We start from the raw sequence: 21,288 nt of genomic DNA on the forward strand, positions 1-21,288 counted from the left end.
CTGGTTTACACTCTGGCTTTGTGAGATTAATCCAGTGCATTAACCAGTTCTCAGGATGGCTTCCTCATCCTGTGCCTCATCGATTTTCCTCCGCCTAGAGTGATGAAAGAGGGATAATACCAGTAATCGCGATCGATGTGTAACAGTGGACTTTCTTCTGAAGAATGATTATAGAGCTGGTCTAAAATGACGCGGATACCCCTGGCATGACACTCATCGATCAAGTGCTTCAATTCTTGAGTTGATCCGTACTCTGGTTTTGGTGCAAAGAAATAGCTGGGGATATAGCCCCAGTTATAGTCACCAGGAGTTTCGTTAACGGGCATGAGTTCGATCGCATTGACGCCCAGCTCACACAAGTAGTCTAACTTCTCAATCACATTTATATAGCGACCTTGATAGTGACCTTGGTGGTCATCCTGACTACCGCGAAAGAAGTCAGAAACGAGTAACTCATAAATAACTAATTCGTGATTCTCAGGCAATGGTTTGTCATCGTGGTACCATACATAGTCGTCAACAATGCGTTCTCCATCTTTAATTCGCACTACTCCATTGCCAGTGGATGAATCAATTTCTGTCATATAGGGGTCGTTGATCTCTACCCACTCGTCCGGTTCATGAGACCAACTTTTGGACTGTACTCGGAACTTGTATTGATAAGCGCCATCATCTAGCTCAACAGATGTACGAAAATAGCCTTTATCATCCTTTCGCAGCGGGATCTCATTCCAGTCAGAAAATGAACCCATTAGTACAGCAGCTTTGTTATGAGGCGCTAATAGTTTGAATTCAATTGAGGTTGGCATGTTCTATTTATAAGCAACGGAGGCACATGCTTACTTTTGTAGCAACGCAAACAACACCATTGTCTCTACATTGAGAATAATTTTGCACTTGATAAACGTATATTTAGATATAGTCCTGCAAGAGGTGAAACAACCGCCTAACTGTGTTATCTCGTTTTTTGGATACCAGCTAAATAGTTATTCCACCTCTTGAAAAAGTGTAAGAGAGCGATTGCTACAGCACGAAGGGCTTCAGTCAATAGGTAGAGCCAACCACTAACAAGACTTATTCTGAACATACTACTTGTTAGCTTCGATTTCCTCTTTACCACCTTGACCTTCGCAAATCCGTTTGATAGATTCCAGGGTTTTATTAATTCCTTCATTCATGGCAGACTCAAAACTGTGACCTGGCGATCGCTCTGCCATCTTCTGGGCCATTTCGGGTCTAGGCGAAAAGTGAATGTGCACCGTCACTTGAGACTGCGAATCTCCATTGCTTTGCACTTTCATCCATCCACCATTGTCATTTTCACCATCAGAACCCCATTCGAGATGGTGTTCTGCCTGGTTTACCCGGAAGTGACCATCAGAGTCATAGGAATGGTCTCCTGATTGCCCTTGAGTGCGAATGCGATCGCCCTGTTGGGGTTGAGCGTTTTTCACCGTTGGCAAATACTGTGGCACGTTTCCCACATCTGAGAGGAAATCAAAGATGTGATCGGCGGGTGCAGCAACAGTTATTGATTGTTCAAACTCAGTGGTTTGAACCGATTCTTTAGCTGAAGTCATTACTTATGTCCAAGAGCAGCGTACACGGTCAAGGTAACGAACCTTAACTTGGCACTGCTCTGTCGAAAGGCTGAAAACCAAATGTGTTAGAACTTACACAAATGCTAGTAGGCAACACATCACAGCTTCATAATGACTTCATATGTGCAGCCTTAAAGAGAGTTAGTGTCAATTTGAAGTGATTAATGGAAATCGATCACGGGTTGAAGTAATAGTGCGATCGCTCCTACTACCACAAATGATAAAGTAACCCACAACAAAGTTTGATTCAGTTGCATCATTATCTCCTATTAAAAAACGACTTAAAAAAACTGTTTCTATCCGTGCTTTGCGCCTTGTGGTAAAAAGGCAGCTGAATCATAGTAGGTGCGAAAGCGCTGCACCTTTCCGTGATTGAATTCTAATATGCTGACACCCCGGTAGGTAATCTCCTCAGAGGTTGATAGTGCTCCCCTTGAAACCCACTCCAAGACAGAAGAATCATTACCTTCAACAACATGAGTGAATTCAGAATGGATACGGTCAAACACCGAAAGGTACTTTTGTCAAAATTGACGAGCGCCCTCTTTCCCTTTAAGGGGTTCTAACATTGCAAGATTCGTTAGCTCTGCATCATTTGAGAATAGTTCGACGAGTTGTTCAACCTCACCTGTTTTCTCAATTTGCTGGAGCGTCTGCATAAAGTATGAAGTTGCTTCGCCGATTGTCGTTGTATAGGTCATATCTCACTTTCTAAGTTCTACAAGTTTGTTGGCCGTCAAACGGATAAATGCTGTAACGAAGGACTCACCAACTTTGTGGCTCAGCGCTAACTAATGGGAGTTGCAGCGATCGCTCTGTCAGTCCTTGAATAACCTACTCAACTAGCTTAAAGACCTAAACCAATCTTCTCCTCCGACCCGTGAGGCATATTTAATAACCTGGTGTCTAAGCCTATAGGTGAAGATTGTGTAGAACTCAAAAGCAGTTAGCCACCACAGCTATTCGTATAAAGCCTGACCCTCTACTCACTTTCATCTCAGGTATTCAAGTTTGTCTCTTAGCCATTCAAGTTTGTCTCTCAAATAATCAAACTTATATGCCAGCTATTCAAATTTATATACCAACCATACAAATTTGTATGCCAGCTATTCAAACTTACATGCTAGCTATTCAAACTTGTATCCTGAACACACAAATTTGTATGCCAGCTATTCAAACTTGTATCTTGGACAATCAAATATCAGATATGGGGCAGTAACACTGTTAAATCTACTGAATCTCCAAGACAGCTTAACTGAAATTTCCGTATTTCACACGACCTTTGCTTGGTTAGCGGCATTTCAATTTGGGGTACTCCTAATAAGACAGAGCGATCGCCATCGGTGCTCATCTACTTAATTTTAGGAGCAATTAACATGCCATCTCAACCCCTAAGTGCTAACCTTTCTACTGCCGATCAAGCTGCGATTGAAGCAGCTTTGGAGACTATCCGTGAAAAGCTTCCCTTTTTAGTCACTATGACGACCGAGGAGCGGCGAAAGATGGCAAAGTTAGGCGACAAAACCCGTGCTTTTGTGCAAAAGTCTGTCGAGTTTGCGGCTCGTCATCCAGACTACCTGCCTCGCCGATTTGACTTTGATGCAATGCAGGAGGATGTGGATCTGTTCATGGCGCTTTACCCCATCTGGGTAGCGCTCAATGACCTGCAAGAACTGGTACACAACACCTACATGCTGGCGGGTAGTGAAGCATACGCCGCTGCACGAGAGGTTTATAGCTCTGCAAAAGCAACTGGCAAAGGTGAAATCGACAGTTCTCTGAATGAAATGGGACGACGGTTTCGCAAATCTCGTAAAGTGCAGTCGGAAGGAGAAAACGGTGGCAATTTAAGACCCTGAATGAATGGACTGTGAGTGCTGGTTGTTTACAAATGAGATGAAGGGGATGGGGCGATCGCACAGCATATCCCCTTCACTAATTATGAGAATGATTATGGGGAATTAGATATCTCTGTGAGGCGGGTTTCGTTATCAAACATCAGCTCTGTCAAGGTTTTATCTGTTAAATCCAGCCTTCACTCTTTTACTCCACACATTCCCCAGGCTGATCTCCTTCACTCTCCAACCATGCGGCAAAACGGGGTGAAAGTCGTACTGATTTGAAACCCTGTTCAACACTGCCCTGCAATGCCTGATCTGTGTAGCCGGAGAGTCCAGAATATTGGTCAAAAGTTCCCTGAAAGTAGGCGCGGATTAGAATTTCTTGATCCGCAGCAATATCAACAGAGGTCAGCCGACTGGTAAACGGTTGTTCTCGATGCACTGTATCCAACACCTGACGGGCTTTCAACTCCCCATCTGGGGTAATTACCTCCCACCAACTGGCACGTTGTTTGCAGCTTTCGTCAGGGCTTTGAATTGTTGCCTCTAGAGTGTAGCTACCAGGATCGCCACTTTCCATAACTTCGAGCACCACTGCCCCATCAATCAATTTTGGATTACGAGACTCAGCTTTAATCGTCAATAGATTGGCAAACGTACTGGCATCGCCATGGCCCCGCAGCAGCGATAGGGCGCGATTCCACTGCCCCTGTTTAGCATATATAGACACCATCTCCAGAATTATGTCCCTGTGCCTCCCCCTCTGCGCCACCTCCTGCACTGCATGGAATAATGATTGCTGGTTTTGTTGGTCTTCTAACGCCCACGATGTTGCTGCAGTATCACGCAACGCATTGGATTTAGACTCGTCGTCCTGAATCGCCTCGGCACTGTCGATTGCCCTGTTGAGCAGTGCTGCAGCTTGGGTGCCATCCTCCAACTTGGCATAGACTGTAGCAATGTCAAGCAACGCATAGGATTTAGACCCGTCGTCCTGAATCGCCTCGGCACTGTCGATTGCCCTGTTGAGCAGTGCTGCAGCTTGGGTGTCATCTTCCAACTCGGCATAGACTGTGGCAATCTCACGCAACGCATCGGATTTAGACCCGTCGTCCTGAATCGCCTCGGCACTGTCGATTGCCCTGTTGAGCAGTGTGGCTGCCTGGGTGTCATCCTCCAACTCGGCATAGACTGTGGCAATCTCACGCAACGCATAGGATTTAGACCCGTCGTCCTGAATCGCCTCGGCACTGTTGATTGCCCTGTTGAGCAGTTCTGCAGCCTGGGTGTCATCCTTCAACTCGGCATAGACTGTAGCAATGTCAAGCAACGCATAGGATTTAGACCCGTCGTCCTGAATCGCCTCGGCACTGTCGATTGCCCTGTTGAGCAGTTCTGCAGCCTGGGTGCCATCCTCCAACTCGGCAGAGGTTGTGGCAATGTTACTCAACGCACTGGATTTAAACCGGTCGTCCTGAATCGCCTCGGCACTGTCGATTGCCCTGTTGAGCAGTGTGGCTGCCTGGGTGTCATCCTCCAACTCGGCAGAGGCTGTAGCAATGTCAAGCAACGCATTGAATTTAGACCCGTCGTCCTGAATCGCCTCGGCGCTGTCGATTGCCCTGTTAAGCAGTTCTGCAGCCTGGGTGTCATCCTTCAACTCGGCATAGACTGTAGCAATGTCAAGCAACGCATCGGATTTAGACCGGTCGTCCTGAATCGCCTCGGCACTGTCGATTGCCCTGTTGAGCAGTTCTGCAGCTTGGGTGCCATCCTTCAACTCGGCAGAGACTGTAGCAATCGCACGCAACGCATCGGATTTAGACCCGTCGTCCTGAATCGCCTCGGCACTGTCGATTGCCCTGTTGAGCAGTTCTGCAGCCTGGGTGTCATCCTTCAACTCGGCAGAGACTGTAGCAATCTCACGCAACGCATTGGATTTAGACTCGTCGTCCTGAATCGCCTCGGCACTGTCGATTGCCCTGTTGAGCAGTGTGGCTGCCTGGGTATCATTCTTCAACTCGGCATAGACTGTAGCAATCTCACGCAACGCATCGGATTTAGACCGGTCGTCCTGAATCGCCTCGGCAGCTTTAGTGAGCTGCTGGAGCCATTGCCGTTGCGGTTCCTGTGAGAGTTCACTTTTGGTTAATGTATCGCCTGCTTCCCTGACAAACTGAGCCATTGCTGCATCTTGAGAAGTGGAGGGCTTTTCAGGTTGAAGGCGAGTACGAGTTAGGTCAAAGGCTTTTGACATTGGTCATTTTTAGTAAACGCTACAGCAACCTCAGCAACCTGGTTATCTCTCTCATTAGCCAGTTGGCGGTCGAGTTCCCAGCGCATTCCTTGAAGTTGACCACTGGGGGTAAACCGTAACCAACCCCCAAACCCGGCAGCAAGACTGATTAGCAGCAGCACGACCGCCAGCGTTCCATACACACGCCGCTGACTGCGGCGAATCAGCGTTTCTTTTTGCTCTCGCTTTGCGCTCCAGTCTATGTAGGGGCGCTGTTTCCGAATTAGCCAGAGTTCTTGAAAGTTAAAGAAATAACGACTATCGCGCTGATTGCCTAACCATTCATTCACCCGGCGATCGAGCAGTTGTTTAGCCCGTTCAACATCGGTCATTTCCTTCTGAGTTTGCCGCAGCAAAGCCGGAATTAAGCGCTCATGGGCAAGCTCATAGCCAACCACCCCTTCCCGCTCCTGGGGTGTAATTAGCCGCACATCTCCCCGTGCCAGCCACCTCACCGCCTCAGCCACCTCATCTGCCGAAACGGTGTCTTTCAGTTTGGTGACGAGTTCATTCACGGCTAGCACTCCTGCCCGCACCTGCCGATCGAGATCGGTCAGTGCCAACAACACCTTGAGGGCAGACTGCCGCTGGTTGGGCAGCATTCGAGCATCCAGCGTTCGCTCCAAAAATCGCTGCAATAGCCCTTCCACCCCGCCAAACTTCTGAAACGCATTGCGGTCAAAGGCACGCAGTTCTCCCTGGGGCTGCTGCTCAATCATCCAGGCGAGAATTTGCACATCGACTGGAGAGATCCGCCCATCATCCCGATCTGCCAGTTCTGCCTCCGCCAGTTCAGTAACAAAGCGAGCATCAAAGTTGAGATGTTCTAAATGGGCGATCGCCCTCAACACACTCACCGTTTCCGTCGGCGTAAACTTCTCTAGCCGAAATACCTCCTGTGGTCCCAGGGCATAGCCCAACGCTTTGTGCAATTCGTCCAGTTGATACAGCAAATCTGACCGAACCGCGACAACTAAATTAACGGGTAACGACTGTGGATTGGCATACCAGGCTTTTAACGCTCGTACAAAGGGGCGGCGTTGTTCCTCTCGTGGATAGTAGACAAAGAACTGCTCAAACTGATCAAGAAATAAAATCAGGGGCTTCTCTGCCGCCTTAAAAGCTGTATCCAGCAATTTGTGAAAGCCTGCCGAGTCTGGCTCAGTCTGCAACCACTCCAGCAGAATTTCCAACGTCATAGACAAAGCACTGGCGATCGCCCGAACCGGGTCTTGTCCCCCTAACCGGACATAGATACCTCGATGAGTCGCATCTGCCTTAGAGAGCCGAGGCAAAATTCCAGCCTGCAAAAAGGAGGTCTTGCCACAACCCGACACTCCATGCAAGATACCAAACCGAAAGCCGGGACTCGTGACCGAGTTCAAACACTCCCGCAGATTGCTCTGTCGCTGCAACTGGGCAAACACCTCTGCGTCATCCTGCGTAAAGGGACGTAACCCCTTGATTGCCTTATAGTCTGGAACATTAACGGGCGTATTTTGAGATGCTCTGGGCATCGTACGAATGGCGATCGCCAACGCTCCTACCAATAACCCCGCTTCCACTGCCCAAAATAAAGCGTCATATTCTGCTGGCAAATCGCTTATCTTAAAAACATTTTTTATCCCCTCGAGGGCAATTCCTCCCCCTGGTTTGAACAGGAAGAGATTGGCGATCGCAATCAAAATCAGCAGCGTAAACCAGTTTTTCGCTACGATTAGCTCCGCCACCCACCTCACAAATGTAGACACAGCCTCGGTCAATTGCTTAATCAAATCACCGGAAGGGGGCAGCTCAGGACTCATTGTAGACAGGGGGCTATAAGGCTAGAAAATCACCCAGACTGTTTCCTTCAGCAATTCTGAAATTTTTAAGGAAACTGAGAGAATTTTAGCTTAGGAACCCCTGCAAAACAGGAAAGAGGGGTTGAAGTGTTATTTACTGCGTAATTCAGTAGCAATCACGCCATCATCCTTGGTCGAGTGCTTCTGGATCAGCGTTTCTGTCCCTGGTGTTTACTCTGGGGGAAGCTGGATTTAAGTAATGTTCATTCTGTTAACCCTATCCTGCTGCTGACATCAGTTGTTGAAGGCGCTGAGGTTCTTCTCCCAGCCACGCTGGATGCTGGGCAGTGCCGTCAAAAATAGATGAGGTTTTGAATGGCTCAAACTCGCCTCTTGCTCCGGCTTCGGTTGTTTTGGTGAGTAACGCTTGTACCTGATCGTCTGTCATAGGCTGAAAGGTTCGCACCGCTTCAAAGGCTTGCTCAAGATACTCCATACTATCCATGCCCGTGATTACAACGGAGGTGGGTAGATTTAGCGCATAGTGAAGACATTCGATCGGCGTTACTGTATTCGATCGCAGCAAAATTCCATTTGCCATACTCTTCATGCCCAGGATGCCAATGTTTTGTTTAACCAGTTCTGGCACGACGAGCTTGGCAAAACTGCGGTAATGGGCATCCATCACATTCAGTGGCATTTGAACTGTATCAAACTTGAAACCCTGCTGGTTTGCCACTTCCAACATGTGCAGATGAATGTAAGGGTCTTTGTGTCCAGTGAAGCCGATATAACGGAGTTTTCCTGCTTTCTGAGCTTCCAAGACAGCGGCATGAGCACCTTCCTCATCAAAAATGCGATGAGGATCTTCAAATCGCAAAACTTCGTGATACTGCAATAGATCAACGTGATCAACTTGTAATCGCTTGAGGGATTCATCAATCTGTTTGGCAGCTTCTGCTTTAGAGCGGCCGTCAATCTTTGTCATTAGGAACGCTTTGTCGCGATAGCCATCCCGAAGCGCTTTCCCCATGCGAACTTCACTGGCTCCATCGTTGTAATCCCAACAGTTATCCATGAAGGTGATACCGCGATCGATCGCCGTGCGAACAATTCGGGTTGCCAAGTCTTCATCTACATGCTTCAAGCTGAGATGCCATCCCCCCAGCCCGATCGCAGAAACCTGCTCTCCCGTACTGCCAAGTTCTCGATATAACATCTCTGAATTTGATCTTTCTATCATTTTTTTACCCAAAAGTTTGCTGATCGCTGCCAACAGTAAGTAATTGAATGCTTCAATTACTTAGGGCAAAGTGAGCGACACACTAGAGTTAATCGCTCACTTTACCGATCATTTGCTTCCGCAATGGGCTAATTACCTGATTGACTGACAAATCTTCTGATGTAGGTTGGGTGGAGCAAAGCGTAATCCAACTCCTGCCTCAATTCTGTTGGGTTCCGCGCCGCTTCACCCAACCTACGGTACATCAGTAGTTTTAGGAGTTTTGTCAATCAACCAGGGCTAACCACTATTCATGTTTCTCAGTTCATGGCTTTTGAGTTCATGCCCTTTGAAAGGTGAAGCAATGCGGTTACTTGTTGGCTTAGCTGGGTTCTGTCAGTTGACGATGCAGTTCAGCGTTGAGCGTATCTGGCAAAACCTTACTCACGTTGCCCTGAAGCTTGGTCATGGTCGACCCTGCGACAATCGAATCTTTGCCGGTCATCAATGCCTCAAACCCTTGCTTGGCAACCTCAGCCGGATCATCTTTTTTGTTGGCACCTACCCTGGTATCATCCATTCCAGCCCGGTGAAAGAAGTTGGTGTCTGTCGGACCTGGCATCAGCGAAGTAACCGTGACCCCTGTGTGCTTCAACTCGTTGCGAAGTCCCTCGGCAAAGGAGTGAATAAACGCTTTGGATGCAGCGTAGACTGCTTCAAAGGGGCCAGGCATGAGGGCAGCGATCGAGGAGGTAAACAAAACCCGTCCTTTGCCGCGATCGACCATATCTTTCACTACTCGCTTAGCTAGGTGAACTGACGACACGACGTTTAGGTTGATCAGGTTGAGTTCGTCATTCAACTCTGTTTCATGAGAAAACTCACCCCCGACCCCAACTCCTGCATTGATGGCGATCGCCTCCACAGGTCGCCCCATCGCTCGGACTTTGCTGTAAAGCGTCTCAACCCCCTCATAGGTAGCCAGATCGGCCTGGACTGTTTCAACGTTTGCACCAAATTGCTTGAATGCTTGAGCCGCTTCATTGATACTGGCTCCAGTTGCGGTCACCAGCAAGTCAAAGCCTTTTTGAGCAAACTGCTTAGCGAGTTCATAACCGATGCCATTAGAGGCACCCGTCACAACAGCCAGGGGGCGAGTTAGTGAACTATTCGTCATGGTCTAAATCCTCGTCTAAATTCTCTGCGGGAATTCGATCTTTAAAGGGTTGCCAGTTGTGAGGGATAGCGAAACCTGCTCCACAACCGCAAGCCATGGCCGTGTAATAAATCGCAGTGCAATAAATTGCTTAAAGCTGTTTTGCTCTGAGCAAGATCTGAGCCAGAGACATAGGCAGCAGTATGTGCCTTTAGCCTTTTGTCGATCCTAAAGAGGCAGTTGGGTTGCTGCGTCTTTCCAACGACGTATCCGTATCAATTGTGTCTTTCTCGAAAGCCGCCCTTAGCTGTCATGCAACCTCTGCCCTAGGAATGTAGGTAAAGTTACACCCTCTGCCCTATGATGCAAGCCAATGTCCCTCACAACACTCCTGCCCATTCCAGACTTGGTTTGTCACCTCCAACAGCATCTCAACTCCCAGGAGAAATCTGCTGCAGAACTAGACATTTCCCCTAAGGCTGTGAATTGCTGGGAGCAAAGGCACTGTATGTCTTTACCGATGGCACTAACGCTGGTCAGATTATGAAATCGAACTTGAAATCGATCGGCGAACCCAGGAAGAACCTGTCAAGGCAGTCTTCTTCAAAAGGAGAAAGGGATGTCTAAAACATCGTCCTCTGTGAGTTTGGAGGACATTCTAATTACGGAGGCGTTAGCTCAGAGATCGCTTCGAGCCGCAAACCTGGAGGCTGAGACTCAAGCCCTTCACACGCTGGCGCAGCAGCTAGCAGCACAGTCACAAACCATGTTAAGAACGCTGGTGACTGTGGCGAGAGATTTGTGCCAGGCAGGAACCGCCGGGGTGAGCTTACTAGAGGTCACTGCTGAGGGGGAGGAAGTCTTTCGTTGGATTGCGGTTACTGGAGCTTTAGCTGACCATGAGGGAGAAATACTGCCGAAAAGCCTTTGTCCTTGCGGTGTCTGTCTAGACCACAAAGCCCCTCAACTCTATACCTATCCTGAACGTTACTTCACCCACCTGCATTCTTTTCAACATCCTTTTGTTGAAGAACTCGTCTTGCCGCTCCGGGTAAACGATCAGCCGCTCGGTACTCTCTGGGTTTTGTCTCATGCTGAGCAGCAACGGTTTGACTGGGGCGATCAGCGCTTAATGACTAGCCTTGCGGGCTTTGCAGCAGCAGCTTTGCAGAGTCTAAGCCTGTATCAGAAGGCTGAAGCAAGTTTGCTGCCACGAGAAACGGAACTGAGATCGATCACGAATGTTATCCCCGCTTCTATTGCCTTTGTTGATTCTGAGCAGAGATATCGCTTTACCACCCAGAGGTACGAAGAATGGTTTGGGGGTTTTGTAACCAACCTTTGTGGCAAGGCAATCCAGGAAGTGTTAGGTGAAACGGTGTATGCCACCCTTCGCCCTTATGTAGAGCAAGTCCTGACAGGAGAGCAAGTCACATTCGAGCGTGAGGTTTTGCTTCAAGATGGCAGAATCCGTCATGTAGAGGCAACCTACGTGCCTCAGTTTGCAGCGTCAGGCAGCGTTGAGGGTTTTGTGGCGTTGATTAGCGATATTAGCGAACAACAAAACGCCTTGCGGGGTCGCAGGCAAGCGGAAGAGGCATTGCGAGAGAGTGAAGAGTTAAAGCAAAGCATCTTGGAGAGCAGCAAAGACTGCATCAAGGTTTTAGCGTTGACTAGTGAAATTCTCTATATCAGTAAAGGTGGGCTATGCCTTTTAGAAATTGATGATCCGTCCTCCATCCTCAATACCATTTGGACTGACCGTTGGCAGGGTGAAGACCATGAAAAAGCAAAAGCTGCGATCGCCGCTGCCAAAATGGGAAACACAGGTCAATTTCAAGGCTATCTCCCTACGGCTAAGGGCACACCCAAATGCTGGGATAGCATTGTTACCCCCGTGCGTGATGCCGCTGGTCAGGTTGTGCAACTGGTAGCAATCTCACGGGATATTACCGAAGCAAAGCGTGCTGAAGCCGAACGTCAGCATGCAGAAATGGCGCTGCGAGAAGCGCACGTGCAGTTAGAGTCTGCGCTGGCAGCAGGAGCGATTTACATCTGGCGTTGGAATATCCCTGTCGATCGTGTTGTGGTAAACGGAGCGTTTGCTTATTTGTTTGGGGTTGACCCAGACATTGCGACAACTGAGGGATTGCCGCTTGAGTTCTTTGTCCAGTCCATCCATGAAGAAGACCGCCCTCGCGTTTCTGCTGCGATTCAGCAGGCGATCGAAACAGGCAGGGAATATGCGGCTGAGTACCGCATTCAAACGACTTGTGGAGAAGAGCGTTGGCTCAGGGCACGGGGACGAGTTGAATATGATGCAACAGGCAAACCCATTTCCTTTCCGGGTGCCTTGATTGATATTACCGATCGCAAACAGGCAGAAGAATCCCTGAAGCAGCTTTCCACCGAGCTGGAGCAACAGCTCCAGAAGTTTGATGCCGTTGCGTCTTCCGTGCCAGATTTTATCTACACCTTTGACTTGTCAGGACGGTTCACCTACGCCAATCAGCCCTTGCTTGACCTTTGGCAAAAAACGCTGTACCAAGCGGTGGGCAAAAACTTCTTTGAACTCGATTATCCAACCGAGCTAGCCGCACGTCTGCAAAAGAAAATTCAGGACGTGATCGCTACGCGTCAGCCGCTCAAAGACGAGTCATCTTACACAACCGCGTTTGGCACCAGAGCTTACGAAGATATCTTTGTGCCGATCTTCAACCCAGATGGCACTGTGCAAGCGGTAGCGGGAACAACTCGTGACATTACCGATCGCAAGCAAATTGAGATTGAGCGAGAGCAAATCTTACAGCGAGAACAAGCCGCACGAGAAGCGGCTGAACGGGTCAACCGGATTAAAGACGAGTTTTTGGCCGTCCTATCGCATGAGTTGCGATCGCCGCTTAACCCAATTCTGGGATGGATTCAGATGATTCGCAGAGGCAATCTTGACACAGCCAAAACTGAAAAAGCCTGGAAGACGATCGAACGTAACGCCAGACTACAAGCCCAGTTGGTTGATGATCTGCTGGATGTCTCTCGAATTTTGCAAGGCAAGCTCAGTTTGAATGTGGGCCAAGTCAGTTTAGCGGCGACTGTTCGAGCCGCTATTGAAACGGTGCAATTAGCAGCCCAGGCTAAGTCAATCGAGATAGAAGCAACGCTAGATGCTGAAATTCCATCGGTTTTAGGAGACTCAACCCGTTTGCAACAAGTGGTTTGGAATCTGCTCTCGAACGCAGTTAAGTTTACACCGGAAGCGGGTCGGGTCACCGTGCGGTTAGAACAGTTGGATCACCATGCTCAGATCAAGGTGAGCGATACAGGCGTTGGCATTCACCCAAGCTTTTTGCCGTGCGTGTTTGACTGTTTCCAGCAGGCTGACAGCGCAACGACTCGCCGATTTGGGGGACTGGGGTTAGGACTGGCGATCGTGCGTCAGATTGTCGAGGCACATGGGGGAACGGTGTTGGCAGACAGCCCTGGAGAAGGACAGGGTGCAACCTTTACCGTGAGACTGCCGCTTACGTCTGCTCAGCCCACAGCGGAGCTAGACCGGCAGCCTTTAGAGGATTCTTTTGATTTGCAAGGCACCCAAATTTTAGTGGTTGATAATGAGCCAGATGCTTTGGAGTTTGCTGCTTTTGTGCTGGAGCAAGCGGGTGCTGAAGTCTTATCGGCGACCTCCGCAAACGAAGCGCTAGCTCTGTTATCTCAATCGACACCAGATGTGTTGCTCAGCGATATTGGAATGCCGGATACGGATGGCTATACCCTAATGCGGCTAGTCAGGTCGCTTCCGCCCGATCGAGGCGGTCAGGTTCCGGCGATCGCCCTAACCGCATACGCCGCAGAAATCGACCATCAGCAAGCCATCAAAGCGGGCTTTCAGCGGCATGTTGTCAAGCCCGTTGAGCCGGAGGCATTAATTAGAACCGTTGCGACTTTGGTACAGCAACAGCAGCAACAGAATGGACAGCATTAATAGACCGGACATAGCTGCTGGAGGATGCGCTTTAACTGTTGCCCGTCTTCTAGATAGGTCACATACTCATTGTCGCCCATCTGAATGTTTTGCCCTTCGAGGTCTGCCCCGTACCGCTCTGCCATGACGATAATTGGCGTGCGACTGTCAAGGACTGTGTTTTGACGAATCTTTTGTCCGATCGCCATCCACTGATCAATCGTTTTCCCGACCTGGCTGATCAAAATCAGATTAAAGCGATCGCCTTTTCCCTGAGTTCGCTCAAGGGCATCCACTTCATCAAGCGCTAGCGTCACCAGATAGCCCCAGGTTTGGAGGTTATGCTTTAAGAGCGGTCGGGCATCGTCGTCTGAGTCAAGGACAAAAATGCGAGGGGATAGTGTGAGTAGCTGGTTCATCTCTTTGGTTGCCAATGAAACAATATGACGCGAGAAAGACGGGATGAATCGCTTCATTATTGCTGTCCTAGCAAGCGATCGTATTCAGCCTTAACCAGTCTGAAACACTCACAAGCAGAGGCTTCTAGCCCAGCCTGGTTGAGAATCTGGACATTTCCTCGACGATATTGAATCAGTTTCCGCTCCTGAAGCTTTTGCGCCACCTGCGTCACACCTGCCCGTCGCACACCCAGCATCGTAGCCATAAACTCTTGTGTTAGAGGTAGATGGTCGGAGTGAATTCGCTCCTGCGTTTCAAGCAGCCAGCGCGGTAGGCGTTGTTCTAGCGTGTGCAGAGAGTTGCAGGCCGCCGTTTGAGAAACCTGTGCCAGAAATGCTTGGGTATAGCGCAACAGTAAATCGTGTAGCTCACCGTTACGGTCAAACTCCTGCCGCAGAGCTTGAGCACCAATTTTCATCGCATCACCTGAAAGTTGGACGGTATATTCTGTTTGGGTACTTTCCTTTTTACCCATAAAAGCGTTAACACCCAACACATCTCGACTACCAGCCATCCCCACTTCTGCTGTTGCACCATTTTGCATCGTGATTGTGATAGAGAAGAGGCAGTTGATCGGGAAATAAAGGGAGGATATTGGCTCACTAGAGGACTGGACGAGCGTACCCTGCTTTAAGCTGACACGATCGAGATGAGGCGCAAGGCGATCGCGCACATCCGCAGAGAGAGCAGCCAATATTTGATTTTTAGCGGTCATAATAACCTCAAAGGATTACGAAGAGGCTTTTCATAAAGCGCATCTTGGTGTGGGCAGGTCTAACAGCCCAGATTCTGGATAAGATCCAAGGCTCAACAGTAAAACCTGTCCTCTGATAATTTTGGTTGGTTAGAGAGACTCGATACAACAGGCAAGGGTTGTATTTAGGGGTGTGTTTAGTGATACAGGCTATTGTTGCAATCAACCTACCAACGTCTAGCAGTTTGGATAAGTGTCTGCAAAACCCAGCCTCAGGTGCATGAATGCGATCGCGCTTCTCAGCACATGGGTTTCCTGGCTCATTTCCTGCTTGCTTTGCCCAAAACTGTGGCGTTACGGTAGTACTTTGTGATGGCTACCCAGCAAGCGATCGTATTCCTCCTTAACGGTGTGGAAACACTCACACGCAGAGGCTTCTAATCCGGGTCGATCTAGGACATGAATGTGCCCACGCTGGTAGCGAATTAGACGACGATCCTGAAGCGCTTGGGCAGTTTGGGTGACTCCAGCACGACGCACCCCCAGCATATCGGCAATAAATTCCTGGGTTAAAGCTATCTCATCTGCCTCTACGCGGTCATGCACTTCTAGCAACCAGCGAGCCAATCGCTGGTCTAACTTGTGAAGACTGTTGCAGGCAGTAGTTTGTGAGATTTGGGCAATAAAGGCTTGGGTGTAGCGTAACATCACATCGCGCAGGTCTTTATTACTATCAAACTCTTTGAGCAAGACCCGCGCATCAATTTTTAAGGCATCCCCTGCGTGTTGCACAATATAGGTGGTTTGCGTCGTTTCTCGACCTCCCATAAAGGCGTTGACCCCTAGCACCTCCCGATTTCCGACCAGTCCCGTTTCAGCCGTTGTGCCATTACTCATCATCAACGTGATCGACAGCACGCAATCTAGAGGGAAGTAGAGATCGTAGATGATCTCACCCGGATCATGCAGGCGATCGCCCAGTTGTAGCGAGACTTTTTTGAGAGCAGGAGTCAGTTTTTCAAATAAGGGTTGGGGTAGAGAATCAAGCAGACGATTTCTAGCAGCCATAGCAATCTCGTAGCTCGTAAGCATAGCATAGCTCCACAGGAGGCGATCGCACCTCGTACACAGGTGAGAGATTCCCACCATCCAGTCGCCCAATTTAATCAACAGAAGGGTATCAAGATTTTCTCCTGTACGAAACTGGACAGAGCCTCACATAGGAGAGCATCTAAGATTTAGACAGTCGTTAGCTTGTTCAGTTCAACCCACAGACTCAGGTTAACTCCTATCTATGTACCATTGTTTGCCTCCTAACATAACCGTTTCGCCAACAGAAGCAACTGATTTAACTGATTCGGCTGACCTAGAAGACTTACTGACGTATCTTAAGCAAGTTCAGCAGATTGATCTCACGGGTTACAAGCTCCCTAGCCTCTTGCGTCGAGTTCGGCTGCGGATGCGGGACGTGAGAGCTGAGCATCATCAGGACTATCTTGACTATTTAAAGCAGCAACCGGATGAAGTTACTCATCTCTTAAATACTGTTTATATTAACTTCACTTCCTTCTTTCGCGATCGCCCCGTCTGGGATCATCTAGAGAATGAAGTGATCCCCAAAATCATTGCAAGCAAAGCACCCGACGAACCGATTCGGATCTGGAGTGCAGGGTGTGCTTCGGGAGAAGAAACCTACTCATTGGCAATCCTATTAGCAGAAGCCTTGGGAATAGAGCAATTTCAGCAACGAGTACGAATCTACGGATCAGATGTGGATTCAGAGGCCATACTGCAAGCCCAAAAAGGTTGTTACCCCTCCTATGCCGTTGAGCCAGTTCCCCCTGACCTTTTGGAGAAATATTTTGAGCCTACAGCGGAAGGTTACCGTTGGCGGCGGCAGCTTTATCACTCCATTATCTTTCGGACTCGCAACCTGATTCAGGCCCCACCCCTGCCCCGCATCGATCTACTAGTTTGTCGAAATATGCTGATGTACCTCACGTCAGAAACTCAAATCCGAGCATTGGTTCGATTCCATTTCAGTTTGCAGCCAACCGGTTATCTGCTAATAGGACAAGCAGAAAATTTGGTGTCCCACATTCAAACTTCACTTTTTCAATCTGTCCATCGGCAAGCCAGAGTATTCACAAAAGTGCCAAATGCTCATAAGAATAGACGCTTGCTCCCGTTGGCTTTTGGCTCGATGACTAGCTAGAGGCGGAATTGGCTCACAGCACCAACTCACTCAAATCTTGAACTACAATATCGGCTCCATGTTGCAGCAGGGCATCAGTCTGTTGAGCGCGATCGACCCCCACAACCAGACCAAACTGACCGGCCTGACCTGCCTGAACTCCTGAAAGCGCATCTTCAAACACCACCGTTCGGCTTGGCTCAACCCCAAGCTGTTGGGCTCCTAGCAAGAAAGCATCTGGCGCAGGCTTTCCAGCCAGGTGCAGTTGATCAGCAAGATTGCCATCGACGATCGCACTAAAGCAGTCTTCAATGTCAGCCACTTTAAGCACTTCTTTGCAGTGATGGCTAGAGGATACAACCGCTGTCTTCAATCCCTGCTGGCGCAAATGGCGAACCAGAGCAACTGAACCGTCGTACACCTCAATACCCTGGGAATGCAGCACCTCACCAAAATAAATGTCCTTAAAGTTGCCCAGCCCACACACGGTATCATAATTGGGTGACTCAGTCGGGTCGCCATGAGGGAGCTGGATGCTTCGCGATTGCAAGAAACTCTCCACCCCGACATACCGCATCTTGCCGTCAACATAAAGCTTGTAGTCATTCGCCAGATCAAACGGTACAAAAGGCTTACTCATCTTCTCGGCGTGCTGTTTGAGAAACTGATCAAATAAGCGCTTCCAGCAGTCCGCATGAATCTTAGCCGTTGCCGTCAACACCCCATCTAAATCAAATAGAGCCGCGTCAAAGCGATCGGCTGTAATGCGGTGGGTCTGGTTCATGACAGTTTGCTCTCAATTAGGTATCGTCAACGTTTTGTCTGCCCAATGGCTTTCTTCCAAAAACTCCTGGAAAGTTGTTAGTAAGCCGGGAAACTCCTGATCCCGCAGGTGGGGCACGTCTGCCTGATAGCCATGATTGCGATACCACTGAATCAGGTCAAACAGTGACTTGCGAAACAGGAGTAAAAAGATCCACGGCGGCACTTCCTTATAGACGACTGGTTTTCCCTGAGCTTTGGCAAATGCGTCTGCCATTTGTCGGGGTGTCAACACATCTCCAGCTAGCTCGATCGCTTTGCCAATGTATTGTTCAGGATGTTTCATCACATAAGCAGCCACACGCCCCATATCCTTAGTGGTGATCAGATGAAGGGGCTTAGTCGGTTGCACTGCGAAGGAGAATGAGCCTTTGAGCACAGATGGACGGGTATACCGCTTCCAAAATTCCTCCATAAACAGGCAGGCTCGCAGCATGGTAGTCGGGAGTCCAGCTTGTTGAAGGATTTGCTCTACCTGATACTTTTGCTCGATATGTCCAATTCCTGAATGGCGATCGGCTCCTCCAGCAGAGTTGTAGACGAAATGGCGAATCCCGCTTGCTTGAGCAACCTGGGCTAATACTCTGGCTCTAGAAACCTCACGAGGGTCAGGCTTAGCAGAATCTCCGGCTGTCGCATGGCAGTAAACTCGCTCAACTCCTGCAAAGGCTTTAGCTAGAGAAGTGGCATCATCCAGATCGGCTTCCACTAGCTCTAACCCGGCTTGGCTGAGTTGAGCCAAAGAGGGTCGGCTTAAATCAATTTTACGGGTAAGAATTCGCAAGTCTGTGATGCCCTGCTCCAGCAGCCCTTGAATCGCATGGTGCCCCGTGCCTCCAGTGACTCCAATCAGAAGAACCTTGCCAATCTGACCCTCTACACCGCTGGACGAATCAGAACTGTTCATTGCGATCGCTCCTACCCCACGATTACTTCAGTCTATCCAAGCAAAGAGATTTTACTCCTTGGACCAGGAATTGTTTAATACCGATTTCAATAGATTTCGCGACACACCAATTTCTGTAAGGGCGCACTGCGGTGCGTCCCTACCTATATCTGCAACATGCTTAAGCTGACTTGATAAGCGCAACGCCGTTCTCCGGCAATGATATGTTCTACACGCTCAATGTTAATTTCATTTCCCAAGATAGATTGAAAGATTTCTAACTCCTTGGCGCAGAGTCCAGTGCAGGCAGTAGCAGCAGCGCAAATCGGGCAGTGATTCTCCACAAACAAAAATGAGCCATCTGGTTGAGCCTGCACCTCTGCCATGTAGCCTTCATGAGTGCGAATTTCAGCTAATTTGTGTAGACGTTGCTTGAGCGTTTGCTCCGCAGTTGTGTCGGGTGCTAGCTTACCTTCCATTTGCTGGGTGTAAGTTTCAAGCTGTTGCCGAGTGCGAACTTCTAACAAGCGGTCTAGCCCTGCTTCACCAAACGCTTCTTTGACAGAATTCAGCAAACTTAAAGTGAGTTCTGCATAACCATCAGGAAATAGGCGATCGGCGGCTGGGGTCAATTGCCACAGTTTTGCAGGTCGCCCCATGCGTCGCGGTTGTTCCTGGTAGGTCACCAGTTGTTCATCCTGCAAGGCGTAAAGGTGCTGCCGCACTGCCATCGCTGTAATTCCCAGACGAGCAGCAAGGGTTTCTGCATCCAAGCTGCCCTCCTGCTTTAAGAGTTGAACGATCGCCCGCCGCGTCCGAACAGCCGTTTCTTGAGTTTGCGTTTTCTTTACCATAGCTAGCTCTCTACCACACCTACAAAGTAAAAAAATCTCTTTACAAAGTCAATGGCGATCGCCTACTCTCTTTATAAAGGTTTTTCTTTAGAAACCAAGGCTTCTAAAATTCAACGTAAAAAATTTCCTGTATGTAGGAACTAGCGATGAAACGACCTGCTTTAATTGTCGCGATCGCCATTTTTCTGATCACCCATGCCACCAATCTACAAATTCCTTTGTATGGTACTTATGCAAGACTAGCGGGATTTGGCAATGGGATCTCGGCGATCGCCTTCTCGACCTATGTGGCGGGGCTGCTACCCACATTAATTTTGCTAGGTGGAGCGTCTGACCGAATTGGACGCAAAACGGTGATTCTCACCAGCTTGTTATTGGTCTGTGTTGCCACGTTTTTGATGATTGCCCAACCCACAATTTACACCCTGTTAATAACACGGGTGTTGCAAGGAATCGGGGTGGGGTTAATTACGGGAACCGGAACCGCTTATTTATCTACTCTGATGCCTCAGCACTCCGCTAAAGTTGCTGCTTACGTCAGCTTAACCACTGCTCTAGGATTTTCTAGTGGTGCCCTGTTTACCAATGCAGTTCTCTCCATTCAGGATTCATTGGTTCCATTTAGCTATTGGGTTGTCTTTGGTTTGATTCTCGGTTGCATCGGCTTAACTTTTGGCATTCCTGAACAGGCAACTACATCAACTCCCCTGATTCGACTGCCTGTATTTCCTTCAGCGACAATCTGGGCAGGACTAGCAATCGCCCTTGCCTGGTCATTAGCAGGCATTGTAGGCATCATCTTACCCGCTCAACTCACGCATTATGGGCTACCTAACTGGTCGGGTCCAATGTTATTCATCATTGTGATTGCAGGAGTTTTTTTTCAACCTGCTGCCCGACACATGGAAGCACGGCGATCGCTCCAGCTCGGTTCATTGCTACTGGTAATTGGATATGCCTTGTTTACGTTGGGTACAGCATTTGAAATTTTGAGTTTGGTGTTGATTGGGGTGGCGATCGCAGGTACAGCTTGTTACGGATTTACTTACCTGGGTGGATTGGCTGAAGTCGTGCGACTAGATAGCGCTCAACCAGCACGAGCCATTTCCGGCTATTTTGTCTGTGCCTATCTGGGATATGGCATTCCTGTGATTTTAATTGGCTTGTTCTCCGATCGCTTTGGTATTGTCAATACCCTTATCGGATTTGGAGCCCTTTTGTTGGTCAGCAATGTCTCACTCATTGCCATTTATCAAACCCTCAAGCAGAAGAAACGCCAACCTCATGAGCTTCTGTAGAAACATACGATTTGGAGTAATGGTTTCTCATGCCTTCTTACAGCGTATTGGGTAATTTCCTGTTTTTGCTTGGCTCACTTCTATTCACATGGGATGCGATTAACAATACTTGGATAAGTTTTTCGCCAAGATCATTTCTCATTTTAATGGCGTGTTGTCTTTTCACGACTGGCTGCGTTCTATTTCTGCTAGACGCTCTGATAAAAACGAATTCTTCAAC

17 protein-coding genes and 1 pseudogene are annotated in these 21,288 nt (G+C 48.8%); 4 read left to right on the plus strand and 14 right to left on the minus strand.

Translation table 11 applies throughout. The features are described from left to right. Window positions 1-113: 113 nt before the first annotated feature. The 4 genes and pseudogenes from H6G00_RS13805 to H6G00_RS34700 all read right to left on the minus strand — a co-directional run. Window positions 114-809 (minus strand): annotated as a pseudogene (locus H6G00_RS13805) (alpha-amylase family glycosyl hydrolase); the annotation flags it as partial. A 279-nt stretch (window positions 810-1,088) separates the two neighbouring features. After that, window positions 1,089-1,580, minus strand: coding sequence for an SRPBCC family protein (locus tag H6G00_RS13810; RefSeq protein ID WP_190797177.1), 492 nt, complete (start codon window positions 1,578-1,580; stop codon window positions 1,089-1,091). A 317-nt stretch (window positions 1,581-1,897) separates the two neighbouring features. Beyond that, window positions 1,898-2,110, minus strand: coding sequence for a nuclear transport factor 2 family protein (locus tag H6G00_RS36640; protein ID WP_347278181.1), 213 nt, complete (start codon window positions 2,108-2,110; stop codon window positions 1,898-1,900). A gap of 15 nt (window positions 2,111-2,125) precedes the next feature. Then, entirely contained in the window at window positions 2,126-2,302 is a 177-nt protein-coding gene (locus H6G00_RS34700) for a hypothetical protein (protein ID WP_199318476.1), read from the minus strand. Window positions 2,303-2,977: 675 nt separating this feature from the next. Here H6G00_RS34700 and H6G00_RS13820 point away from each other — a divergent pair. Then, complete coding sequence (locus H6G00_RS13820; RefSeq protein WP_190797178.1) at window positions 2,978-3,460, plus strand: hypothetical protein; 483 nt, start codon at window positions 2,978-2,980, stop codon at window positions 3,458-3,460. Between the two features lie 184 nt (window positions 3,461-3,644). Here the strand turns inward: H6G00_RS13820 and H6G00_RS13825 are convergent, their stop codons facing one another. The 4 genes from H6G00_RS13825 to H6G00_RS13840 all read right to left on the minus strand — a co-directional run bounded on the left by H6G00_RS13825 (window position 3,645) and on the right by H6G00_RS13840 (window position 9,921). Continuing rightward, window positions 3,645-5,699 (minus strand): tetratricopeptide repeat protein, encoded by a 2,055-nt coding sequence (locus H6G00_RS13825; protein ID WP_190797179.1) that lies wholly within the window; start codon window positions 5,697-5,699, stop codon window positions 3,645-3,647. Further along, window positions 5,678-7,543, minus strand: a complete 1,866-nt coding sequence (locus H6G00_RS13830; protein ID WP_190797180.1) for an ATP-binding protein — start codon at window positions 7,541-7,543, stop codon at window positions 5,678-5,680. The genes H6G00_RS13825 and H6G00_RS13830 overlap by 22 nt, the downstream gene beginning before the upstream one ends. A gap of 256 nt (window positions 7,544-7,799) precedes the next feature. Further along, window positions 7,800-8,765 carry an aldo/keto reductase gene (locus H6G00_RS13835; protein ID WP_190797181.1) on the minus strand — a complete coding sequence of 322 codons (966 nt, stop codon included), beginning with the start codon at window positions 8,763-8,765 and terminating at the stop codon, window positions 7,800-7,802. Window positions 8,766-9,126: 361 nt separating this feature from the next. Beyond that, the gene (locus tag H6G00_RS13840; protein WP_190797182.1) at window positions 9,127-9,921 is read right to left on the minus strand and encodes an SDR family NAD(P)-dependent oxidoreductase; all 795 of its coding nucleotides are present in this window, start codon (window positions 9,919-9,921) and stop codon (window positions 9,127-9,129) included. Window positions 9,922-10,519: 598 nt separating this feature from the next. Between H6G00_RS13840 and H6G00_RS13845 the strand changes: the two genes are divergently transcribed. Further along, on the plus strand, window positions 10,520-13,882 hold the full coding sequence (locus tag H6G00_RS13845) for a PAS domain-containing protein (RefSeq protein ID WP_190797183.1): 3,363 nt from the start codon (window positions 10,520-10,522) through the stop codon (window positions 13,880-13,882). Here the strand turns inward: H6G00_RS13845 and H6G00_RS13850 are convergent. The 3 genes from H6G00_RS13850 to H6G00_RS13860 all read right to left on the minus strand — a co-directional run bounded on the left by H6G00_RS13850 (window position 13,879) and on the right by H6G00_RS13860 (window position 16,106). Beyond that, window positions 13,879-14,337: a hypothetical protein gene (locus tag H6G00_RS13850; protein WP_190797184.1), complete on the minus strand. Its 459-nt coding sequence runs from the start codon at window positions 14,335-14,337 to the stop codon at window positions 13,879-13,881. The two genes, H6G00_RS13845 and H6G00_RS13850, sit on opposite strands and share 4 nt — an antisense overlap. Continuing rightward, the gene (locus H6G00_RS13855) at window positions 14,337-15,035 is read right to left on the minus strand and encodes a Crp/Fnr family transcriptional regulator (RefSeq protein ID WP_190797185.1); all 699 of its coding nucleotides are present in this window, start codon (window positions 15,033-15,035) and stop codon (window positions 14,337-14,339) included. Before H6G00_RS13855 ends, H6G00_RS13850 begins: the two co-directional genes overlap by 1 nt. A 333-nt stretch (window positions 15,036-15,368) precedes the next feature. Then, window positions 15,369-16,106, minus strand: coding sequence for a Crp/Fnr family transcriptional regulator (locus tag H6G00_RS13860; protein WP_199318477.1), 738 nt, complete (start codon window positions 16,104-16,106; stop codon window positions 15,369-15,371). Between the two features lie 202 nt (window positions 16,107-16,308). On the opposite strand from H6G00_RS13860, the gene H6G00_RS13865 reads away from it, so the two are divergent. After that, window positions 16,309-17,229: a protein-glutamate O-methyltransferase CheR gene (locus H6G00_RS13865; protein ID WP_190797186.1), complete on the plus strand. Its 921-nt coding sequence runs from the start codon at window positions 16,309-16,311 to the stop codon at window positions 17,227-17,229. 13 nt (window positions 17,230-17,242) lie between these two features. Here the strand turns inward: H6G00_RS13865 and H6G00_RS13870 are convergent, their stop codons facing one another. From H6G00_RS13870 to H6G00_RS13880, 3 genes are all read right to left on the minus strand, one after another. Next, window positions 17,243-17,992 carry a beta-phosphoglucomutase family hydrolase gene (locus tag H6G00_RS13870; protein WP_190797187.1) on the minus strand — a complete coding sequence of 250 codons (750 nt, stop codon included), beginning with the start codon at window positions 17,990-17,992 and terminating at the stop codon, window positions 17,243-17,245. Window positions 17,993-18,004: 12 nt separating this feature from the next. Continuing rightward, on the minus strand, window positions 18,005-18,937 hold the full coding sequence (locus H6G00_RS13875) for an NmrA/HSCARG family protein (RefSeq protein ID WP_190797188.1): 933 nt from the start codon (window positions 18,935-18,937) through the stop codon (window positions 18,005-18,007). Between the two features lie 143 nt (window positions 18,938-19,080). Next, on the minus strand, window positions 19,081-19,770 hold the full coding sequence (locus H6G00_RS13880; RefSeq protein ID WP_190643784.1) for a metalloregulator ArsR/SmtB family transcription factor: 690 nt from the start codon (window positions 19,768-19,770) through the stop codon (window positions 19,081-19,083). Between the two features lie 146 nt (window positions 19,771-19,916). Here H6G00_RS13880 and H6G00_RS13885 point away from each other — a divergent pair, with 146 nt between their 5' ends. Next, on the plus strand, window positions 19,917-21,068 hold the full coding sequence (locus H6G00_RS13885; RefSeq protein ID WP_190797189.1) for an MFS transporter: 1,152 nt from the start codon (window positions 19,917-19,919) through the stop codon (window positions 21,066-21,068). The last annotated feature ends 220 nt before the right edge of the window (window positions 21,069-21,288 follow it).

Origin of the sequence: Leptolyngbya sp. FACHB-541 (genome assembly GCF_014695875.1) — a bacterium.
Taxonomy (GTDB): domain Bacteria; phylum Cyanobacteriota; class Cyanobacteriia; order Elainellales; family Elainellaceae; genus JAAUTN01.